At 55.8% G+C, this 24,914-nt stretch carries 24 protein-coding genes and 1 pseudogene; 19 read left to right on the forward strand and 6 right to left on the reverse strand.

What is annotated here, in order from left to right; translation table 11 throughout:
* Positions 1–307 (forward strand): hypothetical protein (locus B9Z39_RS17010; RefSeq protein WP_158269517.1); only part of this gene is annotated, 307 nt, incomplete at its 5' end.
* A gap of 5 nt (positions 308–312) precedes the next feature.
* Here the strand turns inward: B9Z39_RS17010 and xdhC are convergent.
* The 3 genes from xdhC to xdhA are packed head-to-tail and all read right to left on the reverse strand — an operon-like array spanning position 313 to position 5,005.
* On the reverse strand, positions 313–1,167 hold the full coding sequence (gene xdhC, locus B9Z39_RS15370; protein ID WP_108302379.1) for a xanthine dehydrogenase accessory protein XdhC: 855 nt from the start codon (positions 1,165–1,167) through the stop codon (positions 313–315).
* 4 nt (positions 1,168–1,171) lie between these two features.
* Positions 1,172–3,529, reverse strand: a complete 2,358-nt coding sequence (gene xdhB, locus B9Z39_RS15375; protein WP_108302381.1) for a xanthine dehydrogenase molybdopterin binding subunit — start codon at positions 3,527–3,529, stop codon at positions 1,172–1,174.
* Positions 3,530–5,005: a xanthine dehydrogenase small subunit gene (gene xdhA, locus B9Z39_RS15380; protein WP_108302383.1), complete on the reverse strand. Its 1,476-nt coding sequence runs from the start codon at positions 5,003–5,005 to the stop codon at positions 3,530–3,532. It abuts the gene before it with no gap.
* A 145-nt stretch (positions 5,006–5,150) separates the two neighbouring features.
* On the opposite strand from xdhA, the gene B9Z39_RS15385 reads away from it, so the two are divergent.
* The 3 genes from B9Z39_RS15385 to B9Z39_RS15395 are packed head-to-tail and all read left to right on the forward strand — an operon-like array spanning position 5,151 to position 6,475.
* Complete coding sequence (locus B9Z39_RS15385; RefSeq protein WP_108302385.1) at positions 5,151–5,969, forward strand: PPK2 family polyphosphate kinase; 819 nt, start codon at positions 5,151–5,153, stop codon at positions 5,967–5,969.
* Between the two features lie 53 nt (positions 5,970–6,022).
* Positions 6,023–6,256: an antitoxin MazE-like protein gene (locus B9Z39_RS15390; protein WP_108302387.1), complete on the forward strand. Its 234-nt coding sequence runs from the start codon at positions 6,023–6,025 to the stop codon at positions 6,254–6,256.
* A 24-nt stretch (positions 6,257–6,280) separates the two neighbouring features.
* The gene (locus tag B9Z39_RS15395) at positions 6,281–6,475 is read left to right on the forward strand and encodes a type II toxin-antitoxin system PemK/MazF family toxin (RefSeq protein WP_255416831.1); all 195 of its coding nucleotides are present in this window, start codon (positions 6,281–6,283) and stop codon (positions 6,473–6,475) included.
* 19 nt (positions 6,476–6,494) lie between these two features.
* On the opposite strand, the gene rmuC is transcribed toward B9Z39_RS15395, so the two are convergent.
* The 3 genes from rmuC to uraH form a co-directional block, all read right to left on the reverse strand.
* Positions 6,495–8,501 carry a DNA recombination protein RmuC gene (rmuC, locus tag B9Z39_RS15400; protein ID WP_233249039.1) on the reverse strand — a complete coding sequence of 669 codons (2,007 nt, stop codon included), beginning with the start codon at positions 8,499–8,501 and terminating at the stop codon, positions 6,495–6,497.
* A complete protein-coding gene (locus B9Z39_RS15405) occupies positions 8,498–9,079 on the reverse strand; it encodes a hypothetical protein (RefSeq protein WP_146183348.1) in 582 nt (193 codons plus the stop codon). Before B9Z39_RS15405 ends, rmuC begins: the two co-directional genes overlap by 4 nt.
* 384 nt (positions 9,080–9,463) lie before the next feature.
* Positions 9,464–9,817 (reverse strand): hydroxyisourate hydrolase, encoded by a 354-nt coding sequence (gene uraH / locus B9Z39_RS15410; RefSeq protein WP_108302393.1) that lies wholly within the window; start codon positions 9,815–9,817, stop codon positions 9,464–9,466.
* A 106-nt stretch (positions 9,818–9,923) separates the two neighbouring features.
* Here uraH and B9Z39_RS15415 point away from each other — a divergent pair, with 106 nt between their 5' ends.
* The 15 genes and pseudogenes from B9Z39_RS15415 to B9Z39_RS15485 all read left to right on the forward strand — a co-directional run bounded on the left by B9Z39_RS15415 (position 9,924) and on the right by B9Z39_RS15485 (position 24,899).
* Positions 9,924–10,592, forward strand: coding sequence for a GntR family transcriptional regulator (locus tag B9Z39_RS15415; RefSeq protein WP_100147786.1), 669 nt, complete (start codon positions 9,924–9,926; stop codon positions 10,590–10,592).
* A 13-nt stretch (positions 10,593–10,605) separates the two neighbouring features.
* Positions 10,606–11,580 carry an allantoinase PuuE gene (gene puuE, locus B9Z39_RS15420; protein ID WP_108302395.1) on the forward strand — a complete coding sequence of 325 codons (975 nt, stop codon included), beginning with the start codon at positions 10,606–10,608 and terminating at the stop codon, positions 11,578–11,580.
* 20 nt (positions 11,581–11,600) lie between these two features.
* Positions 11,601–13,382: a 2-oxo-4-hydroxy-4-carboxy-5-ureidoimidazoline decarboxylase gene (gene uraD, locus B9Z39_RS15425; protein ID WP_108302397.1), complete on the forward strand. Its 1,782-nt coding sequence runs from the start codon at positions 11,601–11,603 to the stop codon at positions 13,380–13,382.
* Between the two features lie 27 nt (positions 13,383–13,409).
* Positions 13,410–14,672 (forward strand): M20/M25/M40 family metallo-hydrolase, encoded by a 1,263-nt coding sequence (locus tag B9Z39_RS15430; protein ID WP_108302399.1) that lies wholly within the window; start codon positions 13,410–13,412, stop codon positions 14,670–14,672.
* Positions 14,673–14,802: 130 nt separating this feature from the next.
* Positions 14,803–15,081 carry a type II toxin-antitoxin system RelE/ParE family toxin gene (locus B9Z39_RS15435; protein WP_100147782.1) on the forward strand — a complete coding sequence of 93 codons (279 nt, stop codon included), beginning with the start codon at positions 14,803–14,805 and terminating at the stop codon, positions 15,079–15,081.
* Positions 15,081–15,392 carry a HigA family addiction module antitoxin gene (locus B9Z39_RS15440; protein WP_100147781.1) on the forward strand — a complete coding sequence of 104 codons (312 nt, stop codon included), beginning with the start codon at positions 15,081–15,083 and terminating at the stop codon, positions 15,390–15,392. Before B9Z39_RS15435 ends, B9Z39_RS15440 begins: the two co-directional genes overlap by 1 nt.
* 118 nt (positions 15,393–15,510) lie before the next feature.
* Positions 15,511–15,720: pseudogene (locus B9Z39_RS15445) on the forward strand (IS3 family transposase); the annotation flags it as partial.
* Between the two features lie 348 nt (positions 15,721–16,068).
* Complete coding sequence (locus B9Z39_RS15450; RefSeq protein WP_108302401.1) at positions 16,069–17,556, forward strand: nucleobase:cation symporter-2 family protein; 1,488 nt, start codon at positions 16,069–16,071, stop codon at positions 17,554–17,556.
* Positions 17,557–17,860: 304 nt separating this feature from the next.
* Positions 17,861–18,895, forward strand: coding sequence for an ABC transporter substrate-binding protein (locus B9Z39_RS15455; RefSeq protein ID WP_108302403.1), 1,035 nt, complete (start codon positions 17,861–17,863; stop codon positions 18,893–18,895).
* Between the two features lie 14 nt (positions 18,896–18,909).
* Complete coding sequence (locus tag B9Z39_RS15460; RefSeq protein WP_108302405.1) at positions 18,910–19,734, forward strand: ABC transporter ATP-binding protein; 825 nt, start codon at positions 18,910–18,912, stop codon at positions 19,732–19,734.
* A gap of 6 nt (positions 19,735–19,740) precedes the next feature.
* The gene (locus tag B9Z39_RS15465) at positions 19,741–20,508 is read left to right on the forward strand and encodes an ABC transporter permease (RefSeq protein ID WP_108302407.1); all 768 of its coding nucleotides are present in this window, start codon (positions 19,741–19,743) and stop codon (positions 20,506–20,508) included.
* Between the two features lie 206 nt (positions 20,509–20,714).
* Complete coding sequence (locus tag B9Z39_RS15470) at positions 20,715–21,290, forward strand: hypothetical protein (RefSeq protein WP_100147776.1); 576 nt, start codon at positions 20,715–20,717, stop codon at positions 21,288–21,290.
* A gap of 8 nt (positions 21,291–21,298) precedes the next feature.
* The gene (locus tag B9Z39_RS15475) at positions 21,299–22,933 is read left to right on the forward strand and encodes an ion transporter (RefSeq protein WP_108302409.1); all 1,635 of its coding nucleotides are present in this window, start codon (positions 21,299–21,301) and stop codon (positions 22,931–22,933) included.
* 83 nt (positions 22,934–23,016) lie between these two features.
* Positions 23,017–23,928 (forward strand): ion transporter, encoded by a 912-nt coding sequence (locus B9Z39_RS15480; protein WP_100147774.1) that lies wholly within the window; start codon positions 23,017–23,019, stop codon positions 23,926–23,928.
* 8 nt (positions 23,929–23,936) lie between these two features.
* Positions 23,937–24,899, forward strand: a complete 963-nt coding sequence (locus B9Z39_RS15485; RefSeq protein ID WP_100147773.1) for an ion transporter — start codon at positions 23,937–23,939, stop codon at positions 24,897–24,899.
* Positions 24,900–24,914: the final 15 nt, after the last annotated feature.

The following is a 24,914-nucleotide window of genomic DNA, read 5'->3' on the forward strand; positions in this document are numbered from 1 at the left end:
CACCCTCAACGTGAACGATGTGCTGGACATGGCCGGCATGAACCTGTTCAACAGCAGCAACACCAGCGCAGCTTCAGGCAGCGCCTTGGACGCCAGCGTGGCCAAGCACCAGCTCATGGTGTGGGGTAACGCCAACGACCATCTGGCGTTCAACCTGAGCAGCAGTGGCTGGGAGGTGTCTGCACTGCAAACCGCGATTGCTTACCAAGGGCACACGATGGCGGTGTACAACGCCAGCAATGGCATCACCGCTGTCCAGTTGTTGGTGGACCAACAGATGGCTCTGACAAACAACCCGCTGCTGTGACGGGCTCAGGCTACGCTTGAAGAGAGGGTGCACTGCAGCAGCTGTGCAGCCACCGCCACCGCAATCACCTCGGGCTCTTTGCCGGTGATGCCTTCAATGCCGATGGGGCAGGTCACCCGCGCCAGCTCGTCGGCGCTGAATCCGCGTGCTTCCAAGCGGTGACGAAAGGTGGCCCATTTGGTTTTGCTGCCAATCAGGCCAATGAAGCCTATGTCGCCCAAGGCGCGCTGACGCTTCAAGCAGGCCGCCACCACATCCAGGTCTTCAGCGTGGCTGAAACTCATGATGAGCACGGCTGAGTGGGGTGCCAAATCGGCCACCGCTGCGTGCACCGGGTCCGAGTGTTCGCACACCACATTCAGGGGCACCTGGGCCGGAAAAATTTCGTCTCGGCTGTCAATCCAGCGCACCGCAAACGGCAAGCTGCCCAACACATGAATCAGGGCACGCCCTACGTGACCGCCACCAAACAAGGCCAGCGGTTGACCATTGGCGAGCAAGCGTTGCTGCAACGCTGGAGCGTCGGCAACGCCAACGGGTTCAAACCGCAGATGCACCACACCGCCACAGCATTGGCCCAGCGCCGGCCCCAGCGCGTAACGCAAGGTGAAGGTGTGGTCTTCGTGGCTGGCTGGCGCCTCGGCAGAGGCATTAGCGCGCCTGTGGAGCAAGGCGCGTGCTTCGTCGATGGCCTGAAACTCCAGGTGGCCACCGCCAATGGTGTTGACCAAGGTGTGCGGAAAAACCGCCATCCAAGCCCCCACGTCGCGCGGGCCCGAGCCTTCGACGCTGTGCACCGTCACCAGCACGCCGTCGGCGTGCTGGAGTTGGTTCAAGAGTTCAGCGGTGTATCGCGGCACAAGCTCAGTGTGCAGCGGCTTTGGCGCGTTCGCAGGCCATCAAGATACGCTCGGGCGTGGCCGGTGCATTCATGTGGACCACGGTTTTGTGGTCGGCACTGGCACTCACCGCATCGCGCAAGGCAAAGTAGGTGGACAGGGCCAACATCAGCGGCGGCTCGCCCACAGCCTTGCTGTTGAACGGCGTCGGCTTGACGTTGCTGCCATCGAACAAGGTGATGTTGAGGTGCTCTGGAATGTCACCAGCCACCGGGATTTTGTAGGTGCTCGGACCATGGGTGAGCAGCTTGCCTTTTTTGTCCCAAATGCACTCTTCCATCGTGAGCCAGCCCATGCCTTGCACGTAGCCGCCTTCGATTTGGCCTTTGTCGATGGCCGGGTTGATGCTCTTACCCGCGTCGTGCACGATGTCCACCGCTTTGAGCCACCACTCGCCGGTGCGGGTGTCGATCTCGACCTCGGTCACCGCAGCGCCGTAGCAGTAGTAATAGAAAGCACGGCCATTCAAGGTGGTGAAGTCGTACGCAATTTCGGGGGTCATGTAAAAGCCCGTCACCGACAAGCCCACGCGGTCGAGCCAGGCTTGCTTGGCCAGCGCAGACCAAGCCACCGACTTGCCACCACCATGGGCTTGGCTGTCGGCAAAGGTGACGGCGGAAGCGTCGCAACCCAACATGCGGGCGGCCACGGGTTTCAAGCGCTCACGCATTTGTGCGGTGGCGTTCATGATGGCGGCACCGTTGATGTCGGCACCACTAGAAGCCGACGTGGCCGATGCATTGGGCACCTTCTGGGTGTCGGTGCCTGTGACGCGCACGTACTGCAAAGACACACCCAAACCATCGGCACACACCTGGGCCATCTTGGTGTTGAGGCCTTGGCCCATTTCCGTGCCACCGTGGTTGACGCTGATAGAGCCGTCCATGTAGATGTTGAGCAAGGCACCCCCTTGGTTGAGCATGGTGGCGGTGAAGCTGATGCCAAACTTCAAGGGCACCAAAGCCAGGCCGCGCTTGCGCTTGGTGTTGGCCTGGTTGAAGGCGTTCACGCTGGCACGACGCTCGCGGTACTTGGACTCGGCTTCGACTTGGTTGACCACTTGGTCACCCACCCAGTCTTCGATCAACTGGTTGTACTGCGTGGTCATGGTGGCGGGGTTGCCCGAGATGGCCGGGTCTTGGTACATGTTGAGCTTGCGCACATCCAGCGGGTCTTTGCCCAAGGTGTTGGCGATTTGCTCAATCACGGTCTCAATGCCAAACATGCCCTGTGGGCCACCAAAACCACGGAAAGCGGTGGCGCTTTGGGTGTTGGTTTTGCAACGGTGGCTGATGAGTTGCAGGTTGGGGATGTAGTAGCAGTTGTCGATGTGCAAGCAGGCACGGTCGTTCACCGGGCCCGAGTAGTCGGTGCTGTAGCCGCAGCGTGACAGCAAGGCAATGTCGGCACCCAAGATGCGGCCGTCGTTGTCAAAACCCACCTCGTAGTCAATCCGAAAGTCGTGGCGCTTGCCGGTGATGGTCATGTCATCGTCGCGGTTGACGCGCAGCTTGACCGGCTTTTGCAGCAAATGGGCCGCCAGCGCAGCGCTCTGGCTGAAGATGCTGGCATTGCCCTCTTTGCCACCAAACGCACCGCCCATGCGACGGCAAATCACTTCGACGTCGTTGGTGGTGAGGTTCAGCGCCGCAGCGGCTTCACGCTGATTGCCATCGGGGTGTTGGGTTGACGAATACAAGGTGAGTTGACCGTCTTCACGCGGCACCGCGTAGGTGATGTGGCCTTCGAGGTAGAACTGCTCTTGCTGACCGGTTTCGGTGCTGCCTTTGAGCTGGTGCGGTGCCTTGGCAATCGCTTCAGCCGCGTTGCCACGGGTGATGCCTTTGGGGGGCATGACAAAGCTTTGTGCGGCCATGGCCTCGTCGATGGTCAAGATGGGCGTGAGTTCTTTCACTTGCACCTTGGCTTTTTTGGCGGCTTCGCGTGCGTACAACATGTCGCGCGCCACCACCACCGCCACGGCTTGACCAATGAACTCGACCTTACCCACGGCCAAGAACGGATCGTCGTGGTTGATGGGGCCGCAGTTGTTTTCACCCGGAATGTCTTTGGAGGTGTAGACCGCCACCACGCCGTGTTCTTTCAGAATGGCGGCGCGGTCAATGCCGTCGCCGATCAACTCGCCATGCGCCACGGGCGACAAAATGAGGGCGGCGTACAAGGTGCCAGCCAACTCAGGAATGTCGTCGGTGTAGGTGGCTGAGCCGGTGACGTGCAGGTGTGCCGACTCGTGAATCACGTCGGTACCTTGTTGCACACCCGAGGCGGGCAACAAGTTTTTGAGGTTGATAGGAGCATTCATTTACGCCACCTCCGAGGTTTGTTCTTCGATGAAATCCAGCACCAGGTTGCGCGCCACCAGCGAGCGGTAAGCCCAGGTGGCCCGCAAGCCGTCACGCGCCACAAAGCTGGCTGCAATGGCAGCATCCAGCTCAGCCGCGCTGACGCCAGCCGGTGTTTTGCCTTCCAACACCGCTTCGAGCTTGGGCGCACGGCAAGGCGAGGGCGCCAAACCGTTGTAGGCCAGCTTGACGCCGCTGAGCTTGCCGTCTTTGAGGCTGTAGCTGATGGCGGCGCAAGTGGCCGAAATATCTTGCTCAAAACGCTTGCTCACCTTGTGGGCACGGAACACCGCGCCCGCTGCCGGTTTGGGCAGTTCAATGGCTTCGATGAATTCACCGGCTTGCAACACGTTTTGCTTTTGCCCGGTGTAGAACTGATCCAGTGCCACGGTGCGGGTTTTGTTGCCAAGGCGCAGCACCAAGGTGGCGCCCAAGGCCATCAAGCAGGGCATGGTGTCGCCAATCGGAGAACCGTTGGCAATGTTGCCCGCCAAAGTGGCGGTGGAACGAATGGGCGGCGAACCAAAGCGGCGCAGCACCTCGGCAAAGTCGGGGTAGGCCTGGGCCACCAGGGTTTCAACCTGCGTCAGCGATACCGCAGCACCGATGCGCCAGGCCTTGGGGGTGTCGGCCACTTGGCGCAGCTCTTGCACGTTGCCCAAGTACATGATGTGGTCAGGGCGGCTGAACTGTTTGTTCACCTGCAAACCCACTTCGGTGCTGCCTGCCAGCAAGGTGGTGGTGGGGTGCTTGACCAAGTAGTCAGCCACTTCGGCCAGGGTGGCGGGCGACACGAACTCGTTGCCCTTTTTGGTACGCACCACGGGCTGCACGATGATGTCGCCGTCCAAGCTCAGGGTGGGTGTGGCGGCACGCTTGATTTCTTGCAACAGCGGCACATCGGCGCTGTCATCCACTTTCAAAGCGGTTTTCTTCTCGCAGGCTTTGACCGTGGCGTCGATGATGGGGGTGTAGCCCGTGCAGCGGCACAGGTTGCCGCTCAGGGCATCGGTGATCTCTTGGCGTTTGGGGCTGGTGTTGGTTTGCATCAGGTTGACCAAGCTCATCACGATGCCAGGGGTACAGAACCCGCATTGCGAACCGTGACAGCCCACCATGGCTTCTTGCACCGGGTGCAGGGAGCCGTCGGCTTTTTTCAGGCTTTCCACGGTCTTGACCGATTTGCCATCCAAAGCGGGCAACAACTGGATGCAGCTGTTCACCGGCACATAGTTCACGCCAGTGCCAGCGGCATTGAGCTCGCCCACCATCACCACACACGCACCGCAATCGCCTTCGGCGCAGCCCTCTTTGGTGCCGGTGCGGTGCAGTTGCTCACGCAGGTAATCAAGGACAGTGGTGGTGCGGCGCACACCTTGGGCTTCAACGATTTGGCCGTCGAGCACAAATCGCACAGTGTTGGTGACTTGGGTCATGGTGGGGGCTGAAAAGCTAGAGAAAAATATCACAGGATTTTAATGACTTGCTCCCCGAATTCGGGGCAGGTATGCCACTTGGTATACAAATAAATCAGGTCTGCAGCGCACTAAATAGCTAAATCGACCGCCCTACACTGAGCCTATGGAACACAAAGACTATTCTTCTTGGCGCGTCAAATCCAACAGCAGCCTCAAGCTGCGCGATATCGAGACTTTGCCCTCGCCCAAAGACTTGCCCACCGATGAGGCATGGCAAAGCAGCATGCACAAACTCGGCGACAAGCTCAACAAGCTACAAGGCACTTTGCATGCAGGCAAAAGCAAGGGCTTGCTACTGGTCTTGCAAGGCATGGACACTGCGGGCAAAGACGGGGTGATTCGCAGCGTCTTCACCCACATCAGTCCTTTGGGCGTGCGTGCCGAGGCCTTTGGTGCGCCCAGCGACTTAGAGAAAAGCCACGACTTTTTGTGGCGCATCCACCAAAAGACGCCTGCGTTGGGTGAGATGGTGATTTTCAACCGCAGCCATTACGAAGACGTGCTGGTCACGCGTGTGCGTGGCTGGGTGAAAAAAGACACCTGCGAGAAACGGTTTGATGACATCAAGCACTTTGAGAGCCTGTTGGCTGATTCGGGCATCACCGTTCTCAAATGCTATTTGCACATCTCCAGAGCCGAACAAAAAAAGCGTTTGCAAGCGCGCCTAGACGACCCTCACAAACACTGGAAGTTGCAGCCCTCAGACTTTGAAGACCGTCAACTGTGGCCCAAGTTTGCCGAGGCCTATGAAGACGCGCTGTCGGCCACCAGCACACCCGACGCACCTTGGTATGTGGTGCCTGCCGACTCCAAACCCTACCGCGACTTGTTTGTGGCAGACCTGTTGGTACAAACCTTGGAAAGCATGAAGCTGGAAATGCCCAAGCCTTTGTTTGACCTTTCTAAAGTCAAGCTGGACTGAGCGTCTGCATGCGGCAACATGTAACCCCGCTCAGTCCTTTTCGAGGAGTATTTATGCCAAGTGCCAACGCCTCAGCCTTGAAAGTTGCTCGCTCACGTGAACGCAAGCGAGCGGCAGGGTTGCGTCCCGTGCCATTTTGGGTACTTGATACCCGCCAAGATAGCTATGCCACCGAATTGCGCATGCAATATTTGGCATTGAAAGGGGACTTGGGTGAAGCCCAAGCAACGACCTTACGGAGGCAGCTGCACAGCGGCTGGGTACGACGCAGCGGGGGGACTTGGTAACCATTTACCCGTCCGGTGACCAGCGTGATCCGCACGGCAACTTTTCGAGTGAGTGTTGAACTTATGCCCGGCAACGGATTGCGTCATGTGTCTCAAGTCATGGTGGACAAACTATCCACGCTGCCTCGGTCCAAGGTCAGCGAGCCCTTTGGGCACCTTGAAGAAGAAAAGATGCGAGAGGTCGAAAGAGCGATGTTGTTGGTGATTGATGTGATTTGAAAAATAGATACTGAACAGCTCACTCGTCAGTCACTGCGCCAGCGGCTTCTAACAAATGCGATGGCAATGCCTTGGTGGGTTTCACACCAAGCTCTTTAAGCATCTCGGCCTGACGGATGACATTCCCTTTATTCGTACTGAGCTTGGCAAAAGCGTCTTTATAGGACTCTTGCGCTTGTCGCAGTCTGTCACCCACCCTTTCCAAGTCTGAAACGAAAGCAAAAAGACGGTCGTAAAGTTCAGCACCTCGCTTGGCGATGTCTTGTGCATTTCGGTTCTGCGCTTCTTGACGCCACAAATGAGCAACCGTGCGCACAACGAAAAGCAAGGTAGAAGGACTAACCAACAAAACATTTTTGCCCCATGCATCCATGAACAGTTTGTCATCCTGAGTCACGCCCAACATGAACGCTGGCTCAATAGGTATGAACATCAAGACGAAATCCAAAGACTGCAGGCCATACAGACTTTGGTAGTTGCGCTCAGACAAGCCCTTGATGTGACTGCGAATCGACTCAAGATGACGGCGAAGCGCTGCTTGGCGCTCTGCATCGTTTTCTGCAGACGCATACTCTTCATAAGCTGTTAACGAAACCTTGGCATCAACCACCAAGTGCCTATTCTCGGGTAAGTGAATCACTACATCAGGCTGGGCACGGGAACCGTCCTCGCGTGTGTGGCTCTCTTGTACGTCGTATTCCTCTCCCTTACGAAGGCCCGATGCCTCAAGCACACGCTCAAGAATCAGCTCACCCCAATTACCTTGCGACTTGGATGAGCCCTTCAATGCCAATGTCAGATTTTTAGCATCGTCACTCAGCGTTTTATTCAAATCCATCAATTGCGTCACTTGCTGCGCAAGTGCTGAACGCTGCTTGCCCTCAGTGTCGTAAAAGAGTTCAATCTTTCCTTGAAATTCTTGCAAACGTGTTTTTAGTGGATCAAGCAGTTGCCCTAGATTATTTTGGTTCTGCTCCGTGAAGCGTTTGCTTTTTTCTTCAAGGATATCGCTGGCCAAACTTTTGAATTGATTGGTGAGCGCATCCTTGGCCTCCAATAAAAGTGCCAACTTTTCTTCTGATTGTTTACGTTCGGACTCTAATCGTGTCTTCAGTTCCGTAAGCTGGGATTGCTGAATCGAAACCTCGATGGTTGCAGTCTTCAGCAATTCACTGGTTTGAGCAGATTCAGTACGCACCAATTTATGTGCATCTTTTTCGGCCTGTAGTTCGGCCTGTACACGTCCTACGTCTTCGCGCAGTGATGAGAGCGTCATTTGGTGCCGTGCGTTGTCTTGTTCTAGACGGGCAACTTGTTCACTGAGCGGTGCGATTCGTTCGTTATCCACTGCTAAGCCTGCGCACCTAGATTGCTCTTGTGCAAGTAGTTCTGACGTGTTTCTCAACCGGTTCGAAACGTCTGCAATGGTTAACCTGAGCTGCTCAATCATGTTTCCAGATTCATTACGCACAAGTGTGTGTGCATCTTTTTCGGCCTGTAGTTCGGCCTGTACACGCCCTACGTCTTCACGCAATGATGAGATCATCGTTTGGTGCCGCACGTTGTCTTGCTCTAGGCTGGCAACTTGTTCGCTAAGCGGCGCGATTCGTTCGTTATCCGCTGCTAAACCTGCACACCTAGATTGCTCTTGCGCGAGCAGCTCTGACACGTTCTTTAAACGATCTGTTATGGTTTCAAAATCACGTGCTAATTCTTGGTTACGTGCGTTCACAACCTGCAATTCACGCGCTTTTTCAGCTTCACTTGTTGACAGTTCAAGAATGCGCGCCTGCGCATTCTGGTTATACGAAGTTGATTGGTTCAACTGCTCATTGAGCTTATGCATTTCACTTTCAAGACCACGCATACGCTCACGTACCGTCGCCAATTCAGTCGCTGAATCGTTCTTTACTTGCTGGGTGATAGCGTCCGACTGGCTTGCATTGATGCTCTTTTTCAACCAGTACCCTATGGCAAGCCCAACGAGCAAGACCGTGACCATTGCGATAGTATTTAATTCATTCATGCCTGCTGCTCCATGCGATCTTCAACAAGACTTTGATTAAAAACCTCAGGCACAGCTAACCGTTGCGCTGGGTCGCCGATAAGTTCAAACCACTTGTTAAGAAAGTGCCTGAATCCTTCAACGCTTGTTGTTGCTACTTCCCATCCAGTAAGCGTTCCCTTTTTATCTCTAATTTCAGAGAAAAAACTGATGCTATCGATATTTAATTCAGTTGAACCAAGAGCAAAAAAACCGCTATGTGCCAGTGCGTTGCGTAAACAATGTAGAAGACGACTTAGTGTAATTTCGCTGTTTTCAATTATTCCTATTTTTCTTTCAGCAACATCATGTACTTCTTCAAAATTAACACATTTTCCTATTGTCCAAAACTGCTCATCGCCTGTTTTAGCTAATTCACTTATATTAATTTTCTCTGCGAATTTAATAGCAAGGGCTTTTAATGCCCCGCCATATTTCTCAGGGCTCACACTCTTAAAAGCTGGATGCTGCTTCCAATCAGCGCTTTGTTTTTTTGGGGCATCGTTATTTTTTAAATATTGCCAAGGCATAGCAAAGCCAGCGACAGCAATAACCAGCAAGGTTGTTACGCTCAAGTCCTCTTGGTGCGTGTTTTCTGATTGTTCGATTCGGCACCACAACTCTTTGCATCTTGAAGGGAAATCACTGTAAATATCCTGATAACAACTCATAAGCTTTAGCCCTTCTGACTCAATTTTTTGTACGGCCCAAAACCAAATTTGGACTGTTGCGATTCGATCATCAAAGCGACCGAGACATAAAAAACGTCACGATTATGAGCTATTTAGTTGTAAATAATGACTTTATCTTCAGCCATTAAAAAGTAAGCGGAACTGGGTTCAGAAGGCCGTCATTAAGATGGACTTACATCGATTGATGCTGCCTCAACCCACTTGAAATACCAAGACAGCATTTCAAGCTTCAACGCATAGAGCACCTAAAACTCAAGACCCCCGATAGGTCGAATAACTCCAGGGGCTGACCAGCAACGGCACGTGGTAATGCTGGTCGGTATGGGCCACGCCGAAGTCCAGGATCACTTGGTCTAGGAAGTTAGGTTCTGGCAAAGCCACGCCCTTGGAGGCGAAGTAACCCTTCACGTCAAACACCAGTCGGTAGGTGCCCTTCTTCAGGCTGTCGTTGTCATACAGCAGGCCATCTGGGTTGCGACCATCGTGGTTCAGGGTGAACGATTTGACCAAGCTGGCTTGGCCATTGGCTGTGGTAAACATTGACACCTGCATGCCTGCGGCGGGGCCACCGTGCATGGTGTCTAAAACGTGTGTGCTCAATCCCATGTGTCGCTCCAAAAAAAGATGGCAACCAAAACGGTTGACTGAAAGTGTATACAGTTTTTGTATTTGAAGCTATCATTGAGCGACAACGACCTTGCCGGAGACCCTCATGGACAGCTCAACCGCCACTCGAAGCATTGTGGATGCGATGACCAAAGCCATCGTGGAACACCGCCTGCACCCAGGCACCAAACTGGCCGAGCAAAAACTAGCCGATCACTTTGGCGTGTCACGCACCTTGGTGCGCCAGGCCTTGTTTCAGTTGGCACAAAAACGCCTGATTCGCATGGAGCCCGCACGCGGCGCCTTTGTGGCCACCCCCTCTTCCGACGAAGCGCGCCAAGTGTTTGCCGTGCGCCGCATGCTCGAAGCCGAAATGACGCGCAACTTTGTGCGTCACGTCACTCCTGCGCAAATCAAAGCCCTCAAAGAACACGTGGCGCAAGAAAAAGCCGCGGTGAGCAGCGGCGATGTGCCAGGCCGCACCGACTTGCTGGGCGACTTTCATGTGCGCATCGCCGAATTGATGAACAACCAGGTGCTGGCCCAAATGCTGGGCGAGTTGATTTCACGCTGCGCGCTGATCACGCTGATGTACCAAAGCACCCATGCCGCGGAGCACTCGGCAGAAGAGCACGCCGACATCATCAAAGCCATTGCCGCCAAGGACGAGAAGTTGGCTGTGCGCTTGATGGACGAGCACCTGCGCCACGTGGAAGAAAACCTCACCCTCGACCGCAAAGTGCCCAGCAACGACATTGCCATGGCCTTAGCCTGAACCGGAACACCCCATGTCTAACCCCCACGCCATTTACAACAGCACCGCCCCCTACCCGCGCGACTTGGTGGGCTATGGCCGCACACCGCCGCATGCCCAATGGCCGGGCCAGGCCCGCGTAGCGGTGCAGTTTGTGTTGAATTACGAAGAAGGCGGCGAGAACGCCACCTTGCACGGCGATGCCGGCAGCGAAATGTTCTTGAGCGAGATGTTCAACCCACCGAGCTTTCCAGACCGCCACCTGAGCATGGAAGGTATTTACGAATACGGCTCACGCGTGGGCGTGTGGCGCATCTTGCGCGAGTTTGAAAAACGCGGCCTGCCCTTGACGGTGTTTGGCGTCAGCATGGCACTGGAACGTCACCCAGAACTCACGGCTGCACTGGTCGAGATGGGACACGAGATTGCCTGCCATGGCTTGCGCTGGATCAACTATCAAACCATCGATGAGGCGACAGAGCGGGCGCATCTGGAACGCGGCATTGAGATCATCGAGCGTTTGACGCACACCACCCACGGCAACTCGATCCACGGCGCGGGTTGGTACACCGGACGCGACAGCCCCAACACACGCCGGCTGGTGCTCGACCATGGCGGCTTTGAGTACGACAGCGACTACTACGGCGAAGACCTGCCCTTTTGGATGCAAGTGCAAAAAAGCAATGGCGACATCGCGCCGCACTTGGTGGTGCCCTACACGCTGGACTGCAACGACATGCGCTTTGCCTTGCCACAAGGCTTTAGCCAGGCAGAAGACTTCTTCATCTACTTGCGCGACACCTTTGATGCGCTCTACGCCGAAGGCGAAGACGCCCCCAAGATGATGAGCGTGGGCATGCACTGCCGCTTGCTGGGCAAGCCCGGACGCATCGTGGCGCTGCAAAAGTTTTTAGACCACATCGCCAAACACGACCGTGTGTGGGTGGCGCGGCGCATTGACATTGCCCGCCACTGGAAGCAAGTGCATCCCTACCCAGCCAACGTCTAACCGCATCCGCAGGACACCCCATGAGCACCACGCACATCACGCTGAACCAAATCAACACCTTGCCCCGCGCAGAGGCTGCGGCCTTGCTGACGGGCTTGTACGAACATTCAGATTGGATTGCCGAACAAGCCCTCGACGCACGTCCTTTTGCGTCTGCTGCCGCGCTCAAACACGCCATGGTCGAGGTGCTCAACCGTGCGGGCCGTGACGCCCAAGTGGCCCTGGTACGTGCCCACCCTGAATTGGCTGGCAAAGCCATGGTGACAAAAAGCCTCACCGCTGAATCAACGAATGAGCAAAGCAAAGCGGGGTTGACCGACTGCACCCCGCAAGAGTTTGCTCACATCCAACAGCTCAACGCCAGCTACAACGCCAAATTTGGGTTTCCCTTCATCCTGGCGGTGCGTGGCCCACGCGGTGCGGGCTTGACGCGCCAACAAATCATTCAAACTTTCGAACGTCGTCTGGACAACCACCCCGACTACGAATTGGCTGAGTGCTTGCGCAACATCCACCGCATTGTGGAGATTCGCCTCAACGACAAACTTGGCTACCAACCCACACTGGGCCACGAGGTGTGGGACTGGCACGAATGGCTGGCCCAATTCAGCGATGCAGACGACGCGCTGACCGTGACCTATCTGACCGATGCCCACCAGAAATGCGCCCGCACGATTGAACTGGGGCTTCAAGCCTGCGGCTTTGACGATGTGCGCATTGACGCGGTGGGCAACGTGGTGGGCATCTACAAAGCAGCCACCGAGAACGCCAAAACCTTGATGACCGGCTCGCACTACGACACGGTGCGCAACGGCGGCAAGTACGACGGACGCCTGGGCATTTTTGTGCCCATGGCCTGCGTGCGTGAACTGGCCCGCGCTAACCAGCGTTTGCCCTTCAACCTGGAAGTGGTGGCCTTTGCAGAAGAAGAAGGCCAGCGTTACAAAGCCACCTTCTTGGGATCGGGCGCTTTGGTGGGCGACTTCAAACACGAATGGCTGGACCAAGCCGATGCCGACGGCGTGACCATGCGCCAAGCCATGCAACAAGCGGGCTTGAAACTGGCCGACATCCCCAAGCTGGCACGCGATGCATCCAAGTACCTGGGGTTTGTGGAAGTGCACATCGAGCAGGGGCCGGTGCTCAACGAGCGCGACCTGCCCCTGGGCGTGGTGACCTCGATCAACGGCAGCGTGCGCTTTGTGGGCGAGGTGAGGGGCATGGCTAGCCATGCAGGCACCACCCCCATGGACCGCCGTCGCGATGCCGCAGCAGCCGTGGCCGAACTGGCCTTGTATGTGGAGCAACGCGCTTTGCGCGACCGCGGTGCTGACGGCCAATGCAACGCCGTGGGCACAGTGGGTTTGCTGACGGTGCCAAATGGTTCGATCAACGTGGTGCCAGGGCGCTGCCAGTTCAGCCTGGATTTACGCGCCCCCACCAACGGACAGCGCGACCTGTTGATGCGCGATGTGCTCAATGCTCTGCAAACCATTTGCACCCGCCGTGGCGTGCATTACACGCTGGAAGAAACCATGCGTGCCAGCGCCGCCCCCAGCTCACCGCAGTGGCAAGCGCGCTGGGAAGCCGCCGTGCAAGCCCTGGGCGTGCCCTTGTTTCACCTGCCCAGCGGCGCCGGGCACGACGCCATGAAGTTGCATGAGGTGATGCCCCAGGCCATGCTGTTTGTGCGTGGCCAAAACGCAGGCATCAGCCACAACCCGCTAGAGAGCACCACCAGCGACGACATGCAGCTCGCCATCGACGCCTTCATGCACTTGCTGCACAACACCCACGCTTGAGCCTGCGCACCCCACCACGAGACACCCATGACCGACCACAACCACAACGCCGCCTACGCCCAACTCGATGCTTGGATCGACGCCCACTTTGACGAACAGGTGAAGTTCTTGCAAGCCTTGGTGCAAGTGCCCACCGACACACCCCCCGGCAACAACGCGCCCCATGCAGAGCGCACCGCTGAATTGCTGCAAGGCTTTGGCTACGTCGCCGAAAAACATGCCGTGCCCAGCGACGAGGTGAAGGCCTATGGCTTGGAGAGCATCACTAACCTCATCGTGCGCCGCAAGTTTGCCGATGGCGGCAAAACCATTGCCCTCAACGCGCATGGCGATGTGGTGCCCCCAGGCGAAGGCTGGACCCACAAGCCCTACGGCGGCGAAATTGACAACGGCGCCATGTATGGCCGCGCCACCGCCGTGAGCAAAAGCGACTTCTCCACCTTCACCTTTGCCACACGCGCCTTGGAATCTTTGGGTCTGCTACTCAAGGGCGGCGTAGAACTGCACTTCACCTACGACGAAGAGTTTGGCGGCGAAAAAGGCCCCGGCTGGTTGCTGGCCCAAGGCCTCACCAAGCCAGACCTCATGATTGCCGCAGGCTTTAGCTACCAGGTGGTGACCGCGCACAACGGTTGCCTGCAAATGGAAGTCACCGTGCAAGGCGAAATGGCGCACGCCGCCATTCCCGACAGCGGCACCGACGCGCTGCAAGGCGCGGTGCATATCTTGAATGCGCTGCACGCACTCAACGCCCAGTACCTCAAGACCACCTCCAAGGTGGAAGGCATCACCCACCCTTACCTCAACGTGGGCCAAATCAGTGGCGGCACCAACACCAACGTGGTGCCGGGCAAGGTGGTGTTCAAACTTGACCGCCGCATGATTCCCGAAGAAAACCCCGTCGAGGTGGAAGCGTCGATTCGCAAAACCATCGAAGACGCAGCCGCTTCATTCAACCCACCGCGTGGCGGCAAGCAACTCAAGGTCGACATCAAACGCCTGTTGCTGGCCAAAGCCATGGTGCCACTCGCGGGTAACCAGCCCTTAGTGGACGCCATTCAAAAACACGGCGAGCAACTGTTTGGCGAACCTATCCCCGCTGTGGGCACCCCGCTCTACACCGATGTGCGTTTGTATGTGGAGCGTGGCATTCCCGGCGTGATTTACGGGGCAGGCCCGCGCACCGTGCTAGAGAGCCACGCCAAGCGCAACGACGAACGTGTGATGCTGGAAGACGTGCGACGCGCCACGAAGGTGGTGGCGCGGACGTTGTTGGATTTACTCAGCTAAAGCAGTCAGCACATAAATGCGGATACGGCCCTCATGGGCCGTATTTTTTTGAGCGCCACATTTACACACCATTCTTTTTGAATGCAAAGATGAATTCATAAATATTTTGTAAACCCATGATTTACACTTTATGATCATCAGCTTCAAACATAAAGGCCTCGAAACTTTTTTTCACACCGGCAGCGTTGCTGGCATCCAAGCCATTCATCGCAAACGATTGCGTGAAGCGCTAACTGTGTTGAACGTGGCACAAGGACCAGAAGACTTACAGCGTCCTTCTTGGCGAATACATCAATTGCGCGGTGACCGAAAGGGGTTCTATGCAATTTGGGTTCAAGCCAATTGGCGACTGACTTTTCGATTCATAGACACAGACGTTGAACTGCTCGACTACTTGGACTATCACTGATGGCAACTTTAAAAATGCACAACCCCGCATCCCCTGGTGAACTTTTGTCAGGCTGGTTAAAAGACCTGCATATGAGCGTGACTTTGTTTGCGTCTCACATTGGCACCAGCCGCGTCATGCTCTCGCGGGTGGTCAATGGGCGCTCGGCCATCAGTGCCGATATGGACTTGCGCTTATCCGAGGCCCTCGGTACTACACCTGGCCACTGGCTGGCCTTGCAGCAGCAACGCGATCTTTGGACCGCGCAGCAGCTTGCCAAGAAACGCAAGCGCATCAAACCGCTCACCCCAACGCTCAAAAGTACGAGCTAAAAGAAAACCCGTCTTTTGCACGTCTGCTTTGCAGCAGAACCTTGGCCGAGACCAAGACGTGTGGCGGGTGAACCGCCCCGGGAACCGAGGAGGCTCCAACCTTTGAGAAGGTGGAGCCATGAACAAGATAAACAAGTTTTCCCCCGAAGTCCGGGAGCGTGCGGTGAGGCTGGTGCAGGAGCACCGAGGCGAATATCCCTCGCTGTGGGCGGCTGTTGAATCGATTGCGCCCAAGATCGGCTGTTTGCCCCAGACGCTGCTGGAATGGGTCAAGCGCGAGGAAGTCGACAGTGGGCAACGCGAGGGACTGAGCACCAGCGAGCGTGACCTCTGCAATGGGCGTGAGCTACTCATCGAGTTGAAAGCCACACTTGAGTACTACTTCGTCGCGAACGGCTTGCGCGTCGAGCGTGTTGAACAAGCTGGCCTCTTTGTCGGCAATGAAGGCTTTGAACACGGCGAGTTGTTCGGCTTTGTTGGCGTTGGGATCAGGCGCGAAGTCGGCACGGGGGAAGGCGCTCTTTTGCAGCGTTAACAAGCCAGCGAACAACGATTGCCCGTGGCGTGATGCACTACTTTTAGCTTATTAAATCGTCCAGTAAGGGTTTCCCGTTATGCAGCTTACATACAAAACTGTATACAGTTTGCCCCGTAACGACCTTGTAAGGACCCCCCTATGACCCAATCCACCCATCCCGTCGATGAACGCTTGCCCAACAGCAAACTGGCAGCGTTAGGACTTCAACACGTGCTGGTGATGTATGCCGGCGCTGTGGCTGTGCCTCTGATCGTGGGCCGCGCCTTGAAACTCAGCCCTGAGCAAGTGGCGATGTTGATCTCGGCCGACTTGTTTGTTTGCGGCTTGGTCACACTTATTCAGTCGTGGGGTGCCACGCAGTGGTTTGGCATTCGTCTGCCAGTGATGATGGGCGTGACCTTTGCCGCTGTGGCACCGATGGTGTCGATGGCCAATGCCAACCCGGGCGACACGGGCGCGCAACTGATTTTTGGTGCCATCATTGGCGCAGGTGTTATCTCCATCTTGATTGCACCGGTCGTGAGCCGACTGCTGCGGTTTTTCCCGCCTGTGGTGACAGGCACCATCATTGCTGTGATCGGTATCAGTCTGATGCGCATTGGCATCAACTGGATTTTTGGCAACCCCTTTGGCCCCACGGCACCATCGATCGTGAATCCTGAGCATGCCAAGTGGCTGGCTGACGCTGCGGCCGCTGCCTCAGCACCAGGGTCTGTCTTGCCCCCCGTGCCGAAGGGCCTGGCCTTGGTGGCTCAGGTGCCCAACCCCAAGTATGCAGACCTCACGGGCGTGGGCATTGCCGCACTGGTGCTTGGCTCCATTTTGTTGATCGCCAAGTACGCACGTGGCTTCATTGCCAATATTTCGGTGCTGTTGGGCATCATCATTGGCGGTATCGTCGCCACGTCCTTGGGCTTGATGAATTTCGACAAGGTGGGCAAAGCTGCCTGGTTTGACGTGGTGCTGCCCTTCCAATTCGGCATGCCTGTGTTTGACCCCGTGCTCATCTTGACCATGACGCTGGTGATGATTGTGGTGATGATCGAATCCACGGGCATGTTCCTGGCCTTGGGCGAAATGACCGACCGTCATGTGGACCGCGCCGCCTTGACGCGTGGTTTGCGCACCGATGGCCTGGGCACCTTGATTGGTGGCATCTTCAACACCTTCCCCTACACCAGCTTCTCGCAAAACGTGGGACTGGTAGCGGTCACTGGTGTGAAGAGCCGTTTTGTCTGCGTGGCAGGCGGCATGATCTTGATCATCTTGGGCGTGATTCCCAAAATGGCCGCCTTGGTCGAGTCACTGCCCACCGTGGTGTTGGGTGGTGCAGGCTTGGTGATGTTTGGCATGGTGGCGGCCACCGGCATTCGCATCTTGGGTGGCGTGGACTTCAAGAACAACCGCTACAACAGCTTGGTGGTCGCGATCTCGGTGGGCATCGGCATGATTCCACTCATCGCACCCAACTTCAAGCAATGGATGCCGCACAACCTGCACCCGCTGATTGAGTCAGGCATCTTGCTGGCATCCTTGTCGGCAGTCTTGCTGAATCTGTTTTTCAATGGTGTGAGCGAAGACGACTCAGCCGCCATCGAAGCAGCGCGTCAAGCCGATAGCCACTGACCCTTGCACAACCGCTAGATTCACAAAGGCCCGCATTGCGGGCCTTTGTTTTTTGGCAAACATCCTGGCAACAACATTGTTTGGCGCGCCCTGCGATGGGTCACCCCTTGCGCAAGATTGGCACCAGACAAGTGCAAGCAACCAAGGGTAGACCCACCCGCGGGGAACCCCAAATCATTCGCGCCCCAAATTCGCGCACAATTTGCCCCTGAATGGTAGGTCTGTGGTTTTGTAACTGGCACCCTTATTGCAAGACCATTGCATACAACTTTGTTCACTCTTTTCGCCCTTCAGGAGCACCCCCATGATCAAACGCGACTTTTTTAAAACCACTCTGAGCTTGGCCTTGATGGCCGGCTTTGGCATGGCTCAAGCCCAAACCACGCCCATCAAGTTCCAACTCGACTGGCGCTTTGAAGGCCCTGCCGCTTTGTTTTTGGTCCCTGCTGCCAAAGGCTATTTCAAAGACGCCAAGCTCGACGTGACCGTGGATGCTGGCAACGGTTCTGGCGGTGCCGTGACCCGTGTGGCTTCGGGCACCTACGACATGGGTTTTGCTGACTTGGCAGCCTTGATGGAATTCAACGCCAACAACCCCGACGCGCCCAACAAGCCAGTGGCCGTCATGATGGTCTACAACAACACGCCCGCTTCGGTGATGGCGCTCAAAAAATCAGGCATCAAAACGCCTGCCGACTTGAGCGGCAAAAAGCTCGGCGCTCCGGTGTTTGACGCAGGCCGTCGCGCCTTCCCGATTTTTGCCAAAGCCAACAGCGTGATCAACGTGGCTTGGACCGCCATGGACCCTCCTTTGCGCGAAACCATGTTGGTTCGTGGTGATGTGGATGCCATCACAGGCTTCACCTTCACCTCCTTGCTCAACATCGAAGCACGTGGCGTGAAAGCCGAAGACGTGGTGGTGTTGCAGTACCCCGACTACGGCGTCAAGCTGTATGGCAACGCCATCATTGCCAGCCCCAAACTGATCAAAGAAAACCCAGCGGCCATCAAAGCTTTCTTGAGCGCCTTCACCAAGGGCATGAAAGACGTGATCGCCGATCCCAAAGCAGCCATCGAAACCGTGCGCGCACGTGACGGCATCATCAACAGCGAACTCGAAACACGCCGTTTGCAACTGGCCATTGACACCGTGATCAACAGCCCAGATGCACGTGCCGAAGGTTTTGGCCAAGTCAAAGGACCACGCTTGTCACTCATGGCCTCTCAAGTGTCTGATGCGTTCAACACCAAAAACCGCGTCAATGCAGACACCATTTGGAACGGTAGCTTCTTGCCAACAGCCAAAGAACTCGACATCTTGCCCAAGCCCAAGAAATAAGCGACACGGACAAGATGACTACCCCTGCTGACAACTTCGTCGACTTTAAAAACGTCTGGCTGGCCTACAACGACGAGTTGCTGGCGCAAAACCACTTTGCAGTGGAAGACATCAACCTGCAGGTCAAACAAGGCGAGTTCATCGCCATCGTTGGACCTTCAGGCTGTGGCAAGTCCACCTTCATGAAGCTCACCACTGGCTTGCGCAAACCAAGCCGTGGCAGCATTCATGTGGATGGTCAGCCCGTCAACGGGCCCCTCAAGATCAGTGGCATGGCGTTTCAAGCGTCTTCGCTGCTGCCTTGGCGCACGACGCTCGACAACGTGCTGTTGCCGCTGGAAATTGTGGAGCCCTACCGTTCCAACTTCAAAGCCAAAAAGGCCGAGTACGAAGCCCGTGCCATCAAGCTCTTGCAGACCGTGGGTTTGGGTGGCTACGAGCGCAAGTTTCCATGGCAACTCTCAGGTGGTATGCAGCAACGCGCCAGCATTTGCCGTGCGCTGATTCATGAGCCCAAGATGCTGTTGCTCGACGAGCCTTTTGGCGCGCTCGATGCCTTCACGCGTGAAGAGTTGTGGTGTACCTTGCGTGACTTGTGGACCGAGCAAAAGTTCAACGTCATCTTGGTCACACACGATTTGCGCGAGTCGGTGTTCTTGGCCGACACGGTCTACGTGATGAGCAAGAGCCCGGGCCGCTTTGTGGTCAAACGCCACATCGACCTGCCGCGTCCACGCGATCTCGAAGTGACCTACACCCCCGAGTTCACCGACATCGTGCACGAGCTACGCGGCCACATTGGCGCGATTCGCAAAACTGGCGCAGTCATTCAGCAATAAGTCACCATGAATCAAAAACAAATCGAACGCTGGTCGCCTTGGGCGCTGCTGGTCCTTACCTTGCTGCTGTGGCAGGGCCTGTGCTCGGCTTTTTCTGTCTCTGAATTTGTCTTTCCAAGTCCGCTGCGGATTTGGGAACAAATGGTGGAGTTTCGCGACGTCATTGCGGCCCACGCTTGGCGTACCTATTGGGTCACCATGGCGGGCTTTGGCATTGCCATCGTGGTGGGTGTGTTGCTGGGTTTTGTCATCGGCAGCTCGCGCATCGCCTATGCCGCGGTGTATCCGTTGATGACGGGCTTCAATGCCTTGCCCAAAGCGGCCTTTGTACCAATCTTGGTGGTGTGGTTTGGCATTGGTGTGGGCCCTGCCATCTTGACCGCGTTCTTGATCAGCTTCTTTCCCATCATGGTGAACATTGCCACCGGCCTGGCCACCTTGGAGCCAGAGTTGGAAGACGTGCTGCGCGTGCTCGGTGCCAAGCGCTGGGACGTGTTGGTCAAAGTGGGGTTGCCACGCTCCATGCCCTACTTTTACGGCTCACTCAAAGTCGCCATCACCCTGGCCTTTGTGGGCACCACCGTGTCTGAAATGACAGCGGCCAACGAGGGCATTGGCTACTTGCTGATCTCTGCGGGCTCTGCCATGCAAATGGGTCTGGCGTTCGCTGGATTGGTTGTTGTGGGTGCCATGGCCATGGTGATGTACGAGCTTTTCAGCTACGTAGAAAAGCACACCACGGGGTGGGCACATCGTGGTTCACAAGGCGAGTAAGTCTTCGTATTTACATGCTCAGGGCACCCTTTGTGGTGCCCTTTTCACGAGGGTGCGAACTTTATAAGTCATCAAAAGTTACAAGTTCAATTAACTCGACAAATATTCAAAATAATTAACAAAATTACGAATATCATTCTGGCCCATTGGCCCGAGGCTGTGCCTAGCACAGGCTGTCGGCTTTTTCAACGCAATGGCACAGAAGTATGAAAACGTCGAACGATCACACGCCACAGGTCCCGCATCTGGGCCCCACCACCACAGACTATTTCTTCCTGGCTTTCTTAGCCTTGGTACTCGTCGCAGTCACATGGCTGGGCATCAAAAACTACGGCGAAGGCCTGAAAACAGAAACCTCCAAATTGAATGGTGAAACATGGGCCGCATGGATGACCGAAGCGGGCACCACACGTTTTGATGAGAACACCAAACACCCGGCCTGCAAAGGCGGCGTCAAGCCCGGCGCAGATGCCAAGCCAGATGCACCAGGTACCTGGGGCGCGTGTTTGAAGTATTTGATGACTGAGACCGAGTTGAAAGACTTGGTCAACCCTTTCTTCAAAGAGCCACCCAAACTGATCGCGCAATGCGTGCCTTCTGACCGCAGCACCCCGGGTGCCATCGTCATTGAAGACTTGATGCCCACACCCGCAGGCTCCGCCTTGCCATTTGTGGCGAGCCAGTTGGTCGAAGCAGACCCGATTGATTACAAGATGCAACTGCGCATCACGGTATGCGACAAAGGTGGCTACCCCATCAAAATTACTGAACTTGAATTCTGAGGTTTGACATGGACAACAAAAGCCAATTCCTCAAAGACCTGAACATTGAAGCCATCTTGGGCGGCCAAGATGACGAGGCAAAAATTGATCGTCACTTGCCCATGCGCAAATGGCTGTATTCATGGTTGCTAGACCCGCACATCCCGGGCAACTTTCAAAAAGACATCGACAAATGGATCAGCTACCTGATCATTGCGAACCTCTTTAGTTTGATGTTCGAACACGTGCCTGCGGTGTTTGAACCCAACAAGCACTGGTTTGAGTTCTTCGACATTTTTTCTGTGGCCGTCTTCACCATTGAATATGCCTTGCGCTTGTATCTCGCGCCCGAGGATGAAGAGTTCAAAAACAGAAAAAGCGCACGTTTTGGCTTCATCACCAGCCCGTTTGCCATCATCGACTTCTTGGCGGTGGCACCGTTCTATTTGAAAGCCTTCATCCCGATTGACCTGCGCGTGCTGCGGTTCTTGCGACTGCTGCGAATTTTGAAACTGTTTCGCGTGGTGGTTCCTGCGATTCAAGAGTTCAAAGAGCTCAACAAAGACCGCACCTTCCGCCAAAAAGTCCACGCACTGGTGTACCCCAGCCCTTACGGCGGCACCATGCAAAACATTTTTGAAGTGTTCATTGCCGTGTGGGTGCTGCTGTCTGTTTTGGCCGTGGTGCTGGAGTCTGTACAAAGCATTCAGTACATCCTGAATTTGCAATTTGTCGTGCTGGACGCCTTGGCTGTGGCCATCTTCACCGTGGAATACTGCATGCGCATTTACTCATGCGTGGAAGAACCTGGCTTCAAAGGTGCCATCTCAGGGCGCATCAAACAAGCCAAAACGCCCTCGACCGTGATCGACTTTTTGGCGGTGCTGCCTTTCTTTCTGGAAGTGTTCTTGCATCACCTGTTCGACTTGCGCTTCTTGCGGGTGTTCCGTTTGGCACGACTGCTCAAACTCACTCGCGGCAGTGATGCCACTGCCACCTTGTTCAAAGTCGTGGTGCGCGAATGGCCCGTGATGAGCGCATCGGCCTTCATCATGTTGCTGCTGGTGATCTTGACGGCCAGCTTGGGCTATCTGTTTGAACACGACGCACAGCCCGACAAGTTTGAAAACATTCCCACCTCGATTTACTGGGCCGTCATCACCTTGGCGTCGGTGGGCTATGGCGATATCTCGCCGATCACCCCCATCGGTCGCACGCTGACCATCATCTTGGCCTTGCTAGGCATTGGTATTTTTGCCATCCCTGCAGCCTTGTTAGCTTCCGCCTTCAGCGATGAATTGGTCAAAGAACGTGACGCCCTGAAAGCCAATCTGTTCAGCATCCTCAAAGACGGCAAGATTGACGATGAAGAAGCTGCTTTGATTCGCTCAGAAGCCAAGCGGCTGCACCTGACCAACGAAGAGATCAATGCCCTGATCGACCAAGTGATCAAAGAGCATGAGCTGGAAGAACGAAGCCCTCTGCCCGTGCACAAAATCGCCGAAAGTCCGGCACTAGCGGTGGAGCATTTCAAAACTCTGCTCGGCCAAATTCGACAACTGGGCATTCACACCGACACAGCCAAATTCGAAGCCACGGCCCAAGCCGGCGCGTTGAGCGAGAAAGAAATGGCGCTGTGGCAAAGCATTCAAAACCGAAGCTGAAACACCGCGCTTGACCTGTGACACAGAGCGGGGCTTGGTCTGCCCGCTCTGACCTTGACGACCTTGTATAGAAATTTTTGACGATGATCACCGGCCTACAACGCAGCCTCATGGAGATCCTGGATGGATCGCCCAAGCACACGCTCAGCAGATATGTGGAGTGGCTCATCACCACCGTCGTGCTGGTCAATTGCTCGGCGGTGATCTTGGACTCGGTGCCCGAGGTACATGCCGAATTCAAAGAGTTCTTCCATGAGTTGGAATTTTGGAGCGTGATGTTCTTCACGGCCGAGTACGTGCTGCGCGTCTGGTCTTTGGGCGTGCGCTTCTCTGCGGAAGAAGGCGGCGCCTGGAAGGGTCGCCGTGGCTACATCTTCAGCTCGTTTGGCCTGATCGACTTCTTTGCCACCATGCCGCATTACATGCACATGTTCTTTCCGTATCTGGACTTACGCATCTTGCGGGTCTTGCGACTGCTGCGAATCTTGAAGCTGTCCAAATACAACACCGCGTTGCAAGACTTGTTTCATGCCGTGTACTCCGAACGTCAAGCCTTTGGCTCTGCCGTGTTCTTGCTGACGATTGCCACCATCGTGTCGGCCTCGTTGATGCACTTTGCCGAGGGTCATGAGCAGCCTGAGTTTTTTGGCACCATCCCACACTCGATTTATTGGTCCATCATCACCATCACCTCGGGCTACGGCAACGTTGAACCCATGACCAAAGCCGGCGAAGCCATTGCGCTGATCACCGGCTTCTTGGGTGTGTGTATGGCCGCCATCATGACCGGTATTGTGGCGTCGGCCTTCTCCAACCAAGTGGCCCGCAAGAAAGCTGCGTTTGAAGCACAGCTGCGCGAAATCTTCTCTGACGGCAACATGTCTGACGAAGAACAAGCCAGCCTGAAACGTTTGCAAGCCCACTACCGCCTGACCGACGAGCAGGTGGAGGCCATGCTGCAGCGCGCACAAAACAAAACTTTGAAAAACGGCTGAGCCCTGCCATGACGACCGTCTCCACACCCCCAACCCACACCAGCGCTTTGAAACGCATCAAGCGTCGCACCTACGAAATTCTGGAAGGTGCCGTGCCCGACAAGGCCAGCCATTTCTGTGAAATCTTCATTGCCGTGCTGGTGGTGGCCAACGTGATCGGCATCATCTTGGAGTCGGTGCCTCACATCCACGAAGAGTTCGAACACATCTTCCACGCCTTTGACGTCTTCAGCGTTGCCGTGTTCTCCATCGAATACGTGCTACGCGTCTGGTCGTACAGCGAAAAATACCACGCGGTAGAAGACTCGCCTTGGCGCGGGCGCAAAGAGTACATGTTCAGCTTCTACGGCCTGGTTGACTTCTTCAGCACCGTGCCGTTTTACTTGCAACTGTTATTCCCAGGTGCCGATTTGCGCGTGCTGCGCATGTTCCGCCTGATGCGAATCTTCAAACTCTCGCGCTACAACAGCGCCTTCGAAGACATGGTGGCTGCGGTCAAAGCGGAGCGCGATTCATTTTCGTCGGCTGTGTTTTTGCTGTTCATCAGCTGCTTGTTGTTCTCGTCGCTGATCTACATCATCGAAGGCCACGACCAGCCCGATGTCTTTCCCTCCATCCCTGCGGCCATGCATTGGTTTGTCATCACCATCGTCTCAGGCTGGGGCAACGTCGACCCGGTGACGTTTGTCGGCACCATCCTCGTGATACTCACTCAGGTGCTGTCCATCGCCTTGGCCGCTATCTTGACCGGTGTGGTGGCCACGGCCTACACCGCGCAGGTGGAGCGTCGCGAGGCTTTGTACGAAATGGAAGTGCGCTCGGTCTTGGCTGACGGCGTGATCACCGAAGAAGAAAAGACCAAGCTCAAAACCATGCAGGCCAAATTTGGCATGTCGGATGACCAGGTTGAATCCATCGTCAACCAGATGGACGAAGAGCGCCGACTGGCCGATAGCCACGTCAACAAATAAGCGCGTGTCACAGGC

The sequence above is a fragment of the Limnohabitans sp. JirII-29 genome, from assembly GCF_003063395.1.
Classification (GTDB): domain Bacteria; phylum Pseudomonadota; class Gammaproteobacteria; order Burkholderiales; family Burkholderiaceae_C; genus Limnohabitans.

Coding starts and splice junctions, on each gene's coding strand:
- xdhB (WP_108302381.1), bottom strand. CDS start 3,529: ATGAATGCTCCTATCAACCTCAAAAACTTGTTGCCCGCCTCGGGTGTG.
- xdhA (WP_108302383.1), bottom strand. CDS start 5,005: ATGACCCAAGTCACCAACACTGTGCGATTTGTGCTCGACGGCCAAATC.
- B9Z39_RS15385 (WP_108302385.1), top strand. CDS start 5,151: ATGGAACACAAAGACTATTCTTCTTGGCGCGTCAAATCCAACAGCAGC.
- B9Z39_RS15390 (WP_108302387.1), top strand. CDS start 6,023: ATGCCAAGTGCCAACGCCTCAGCCTTGAAAGTTGCTCGCTCACGTGAA.
- rmuC (WP_233249039.1), bottom strand. CDS start 8,501: ATGAATGAATTAAATACTATCGCAATGGTCACGGTCTTGCTCGTTGGG.
- uraH (WP_108302393.1), bottom strand. CDS start 9,817: ATGGGATTGAGCACACACGTTTTAGACACCATGCACGGTGGCCCCGCC.
- B9Z39_RS15415 (WP_100147786.1), top strand. CDS start 9,924: ATGGACAGCTCAACCGCCACTCGAAGCATTGTGGATGCGATGACCAAA.
- puuE (WP_108302395.1), top strand. CDS start 10,606: ATGTCTAACCCCCACGCCATTTACAACAGCACCGCCCCCTACCCGCGC.
- uraD (WP_108302397.1), top strand. CDS start 11,601: ATGAGCACCACGCACATCACGCTGAACCAAATCAACACCTTGCCCCGC.
- B9Z39_RS15430 (WP_108302399.1), top strand. CDS start 13,410: ATGACCGACCACAACCACAACGCCGCCTACGCCCAACTCGATGCTTGG.
- B9Z39_RS15435 (WP_100147782.1), top strand. CDS start 14,803: ATGATCATCAGCTTCAAACATAAAGGCCTCGAAACTTTTTTTCACACC.
- B9Z39_RS15440 (WP_100147781.1), top strand. CDS start 15,081: ATGGCAACTTTAAAAATGCACAACCCCGCATCCCCTGGTGAACTTTTG.
- B9Z39_RS15450 (WP_108302401.1), top strand. CDS start 16,069: ATGACCCAATCCACCCATCCCGTCGATGAACGCTTGCCCAACAGCAAA.
- B9Z39_RS15455 (WP_108302403.1), top strand. CDS start 17,861: ATGATCAAACGCGACTTTTTTAAAACCACTCTGAGCTTGGCCTTGATG.
- B9Z39_RS15460 (WP_108302405.1), top strand. CDS start 18,910: ATGACTACCCCTGCTGACAACTTCGTCGACTTTAAAAACGTCTGGCTG.
- B9Z39_RS15465 (WP_108302407.1), top strand. CDS start 19,741: ATGAATCAAAAACAAATCGAACGCTGGTCGCCTTGGGCGCTGCTGGTC.
- B9Z39_RS15470 (WP_100147776.1), top strand. CDS start 20,715: ATGAAAACGTCGAACGATCACACGCCACAGGTCCCGCATCTGGGCCCC.
- B9Z39_RS15475 (WP_108302409.1), top strand. CDS start 21,299: ATGGACAACAAAAGCCAATTCCTCAAAGACCTGAACATTGAAGCCATC.
- B9Z39_RS15480 (WP_100147774.1), top strand. CDS start 23,017: ATGATCACCGGCCTACAACGCAGCCTCATGGAGATCCTGGATGGATCG.
- B9Z39_RS15485 (WP_100147773.1), top strand. CDS start 23,937: ATGACGACCGTCTCCACACCCCCAACCCACACCAGCGCTTTGAAACGC.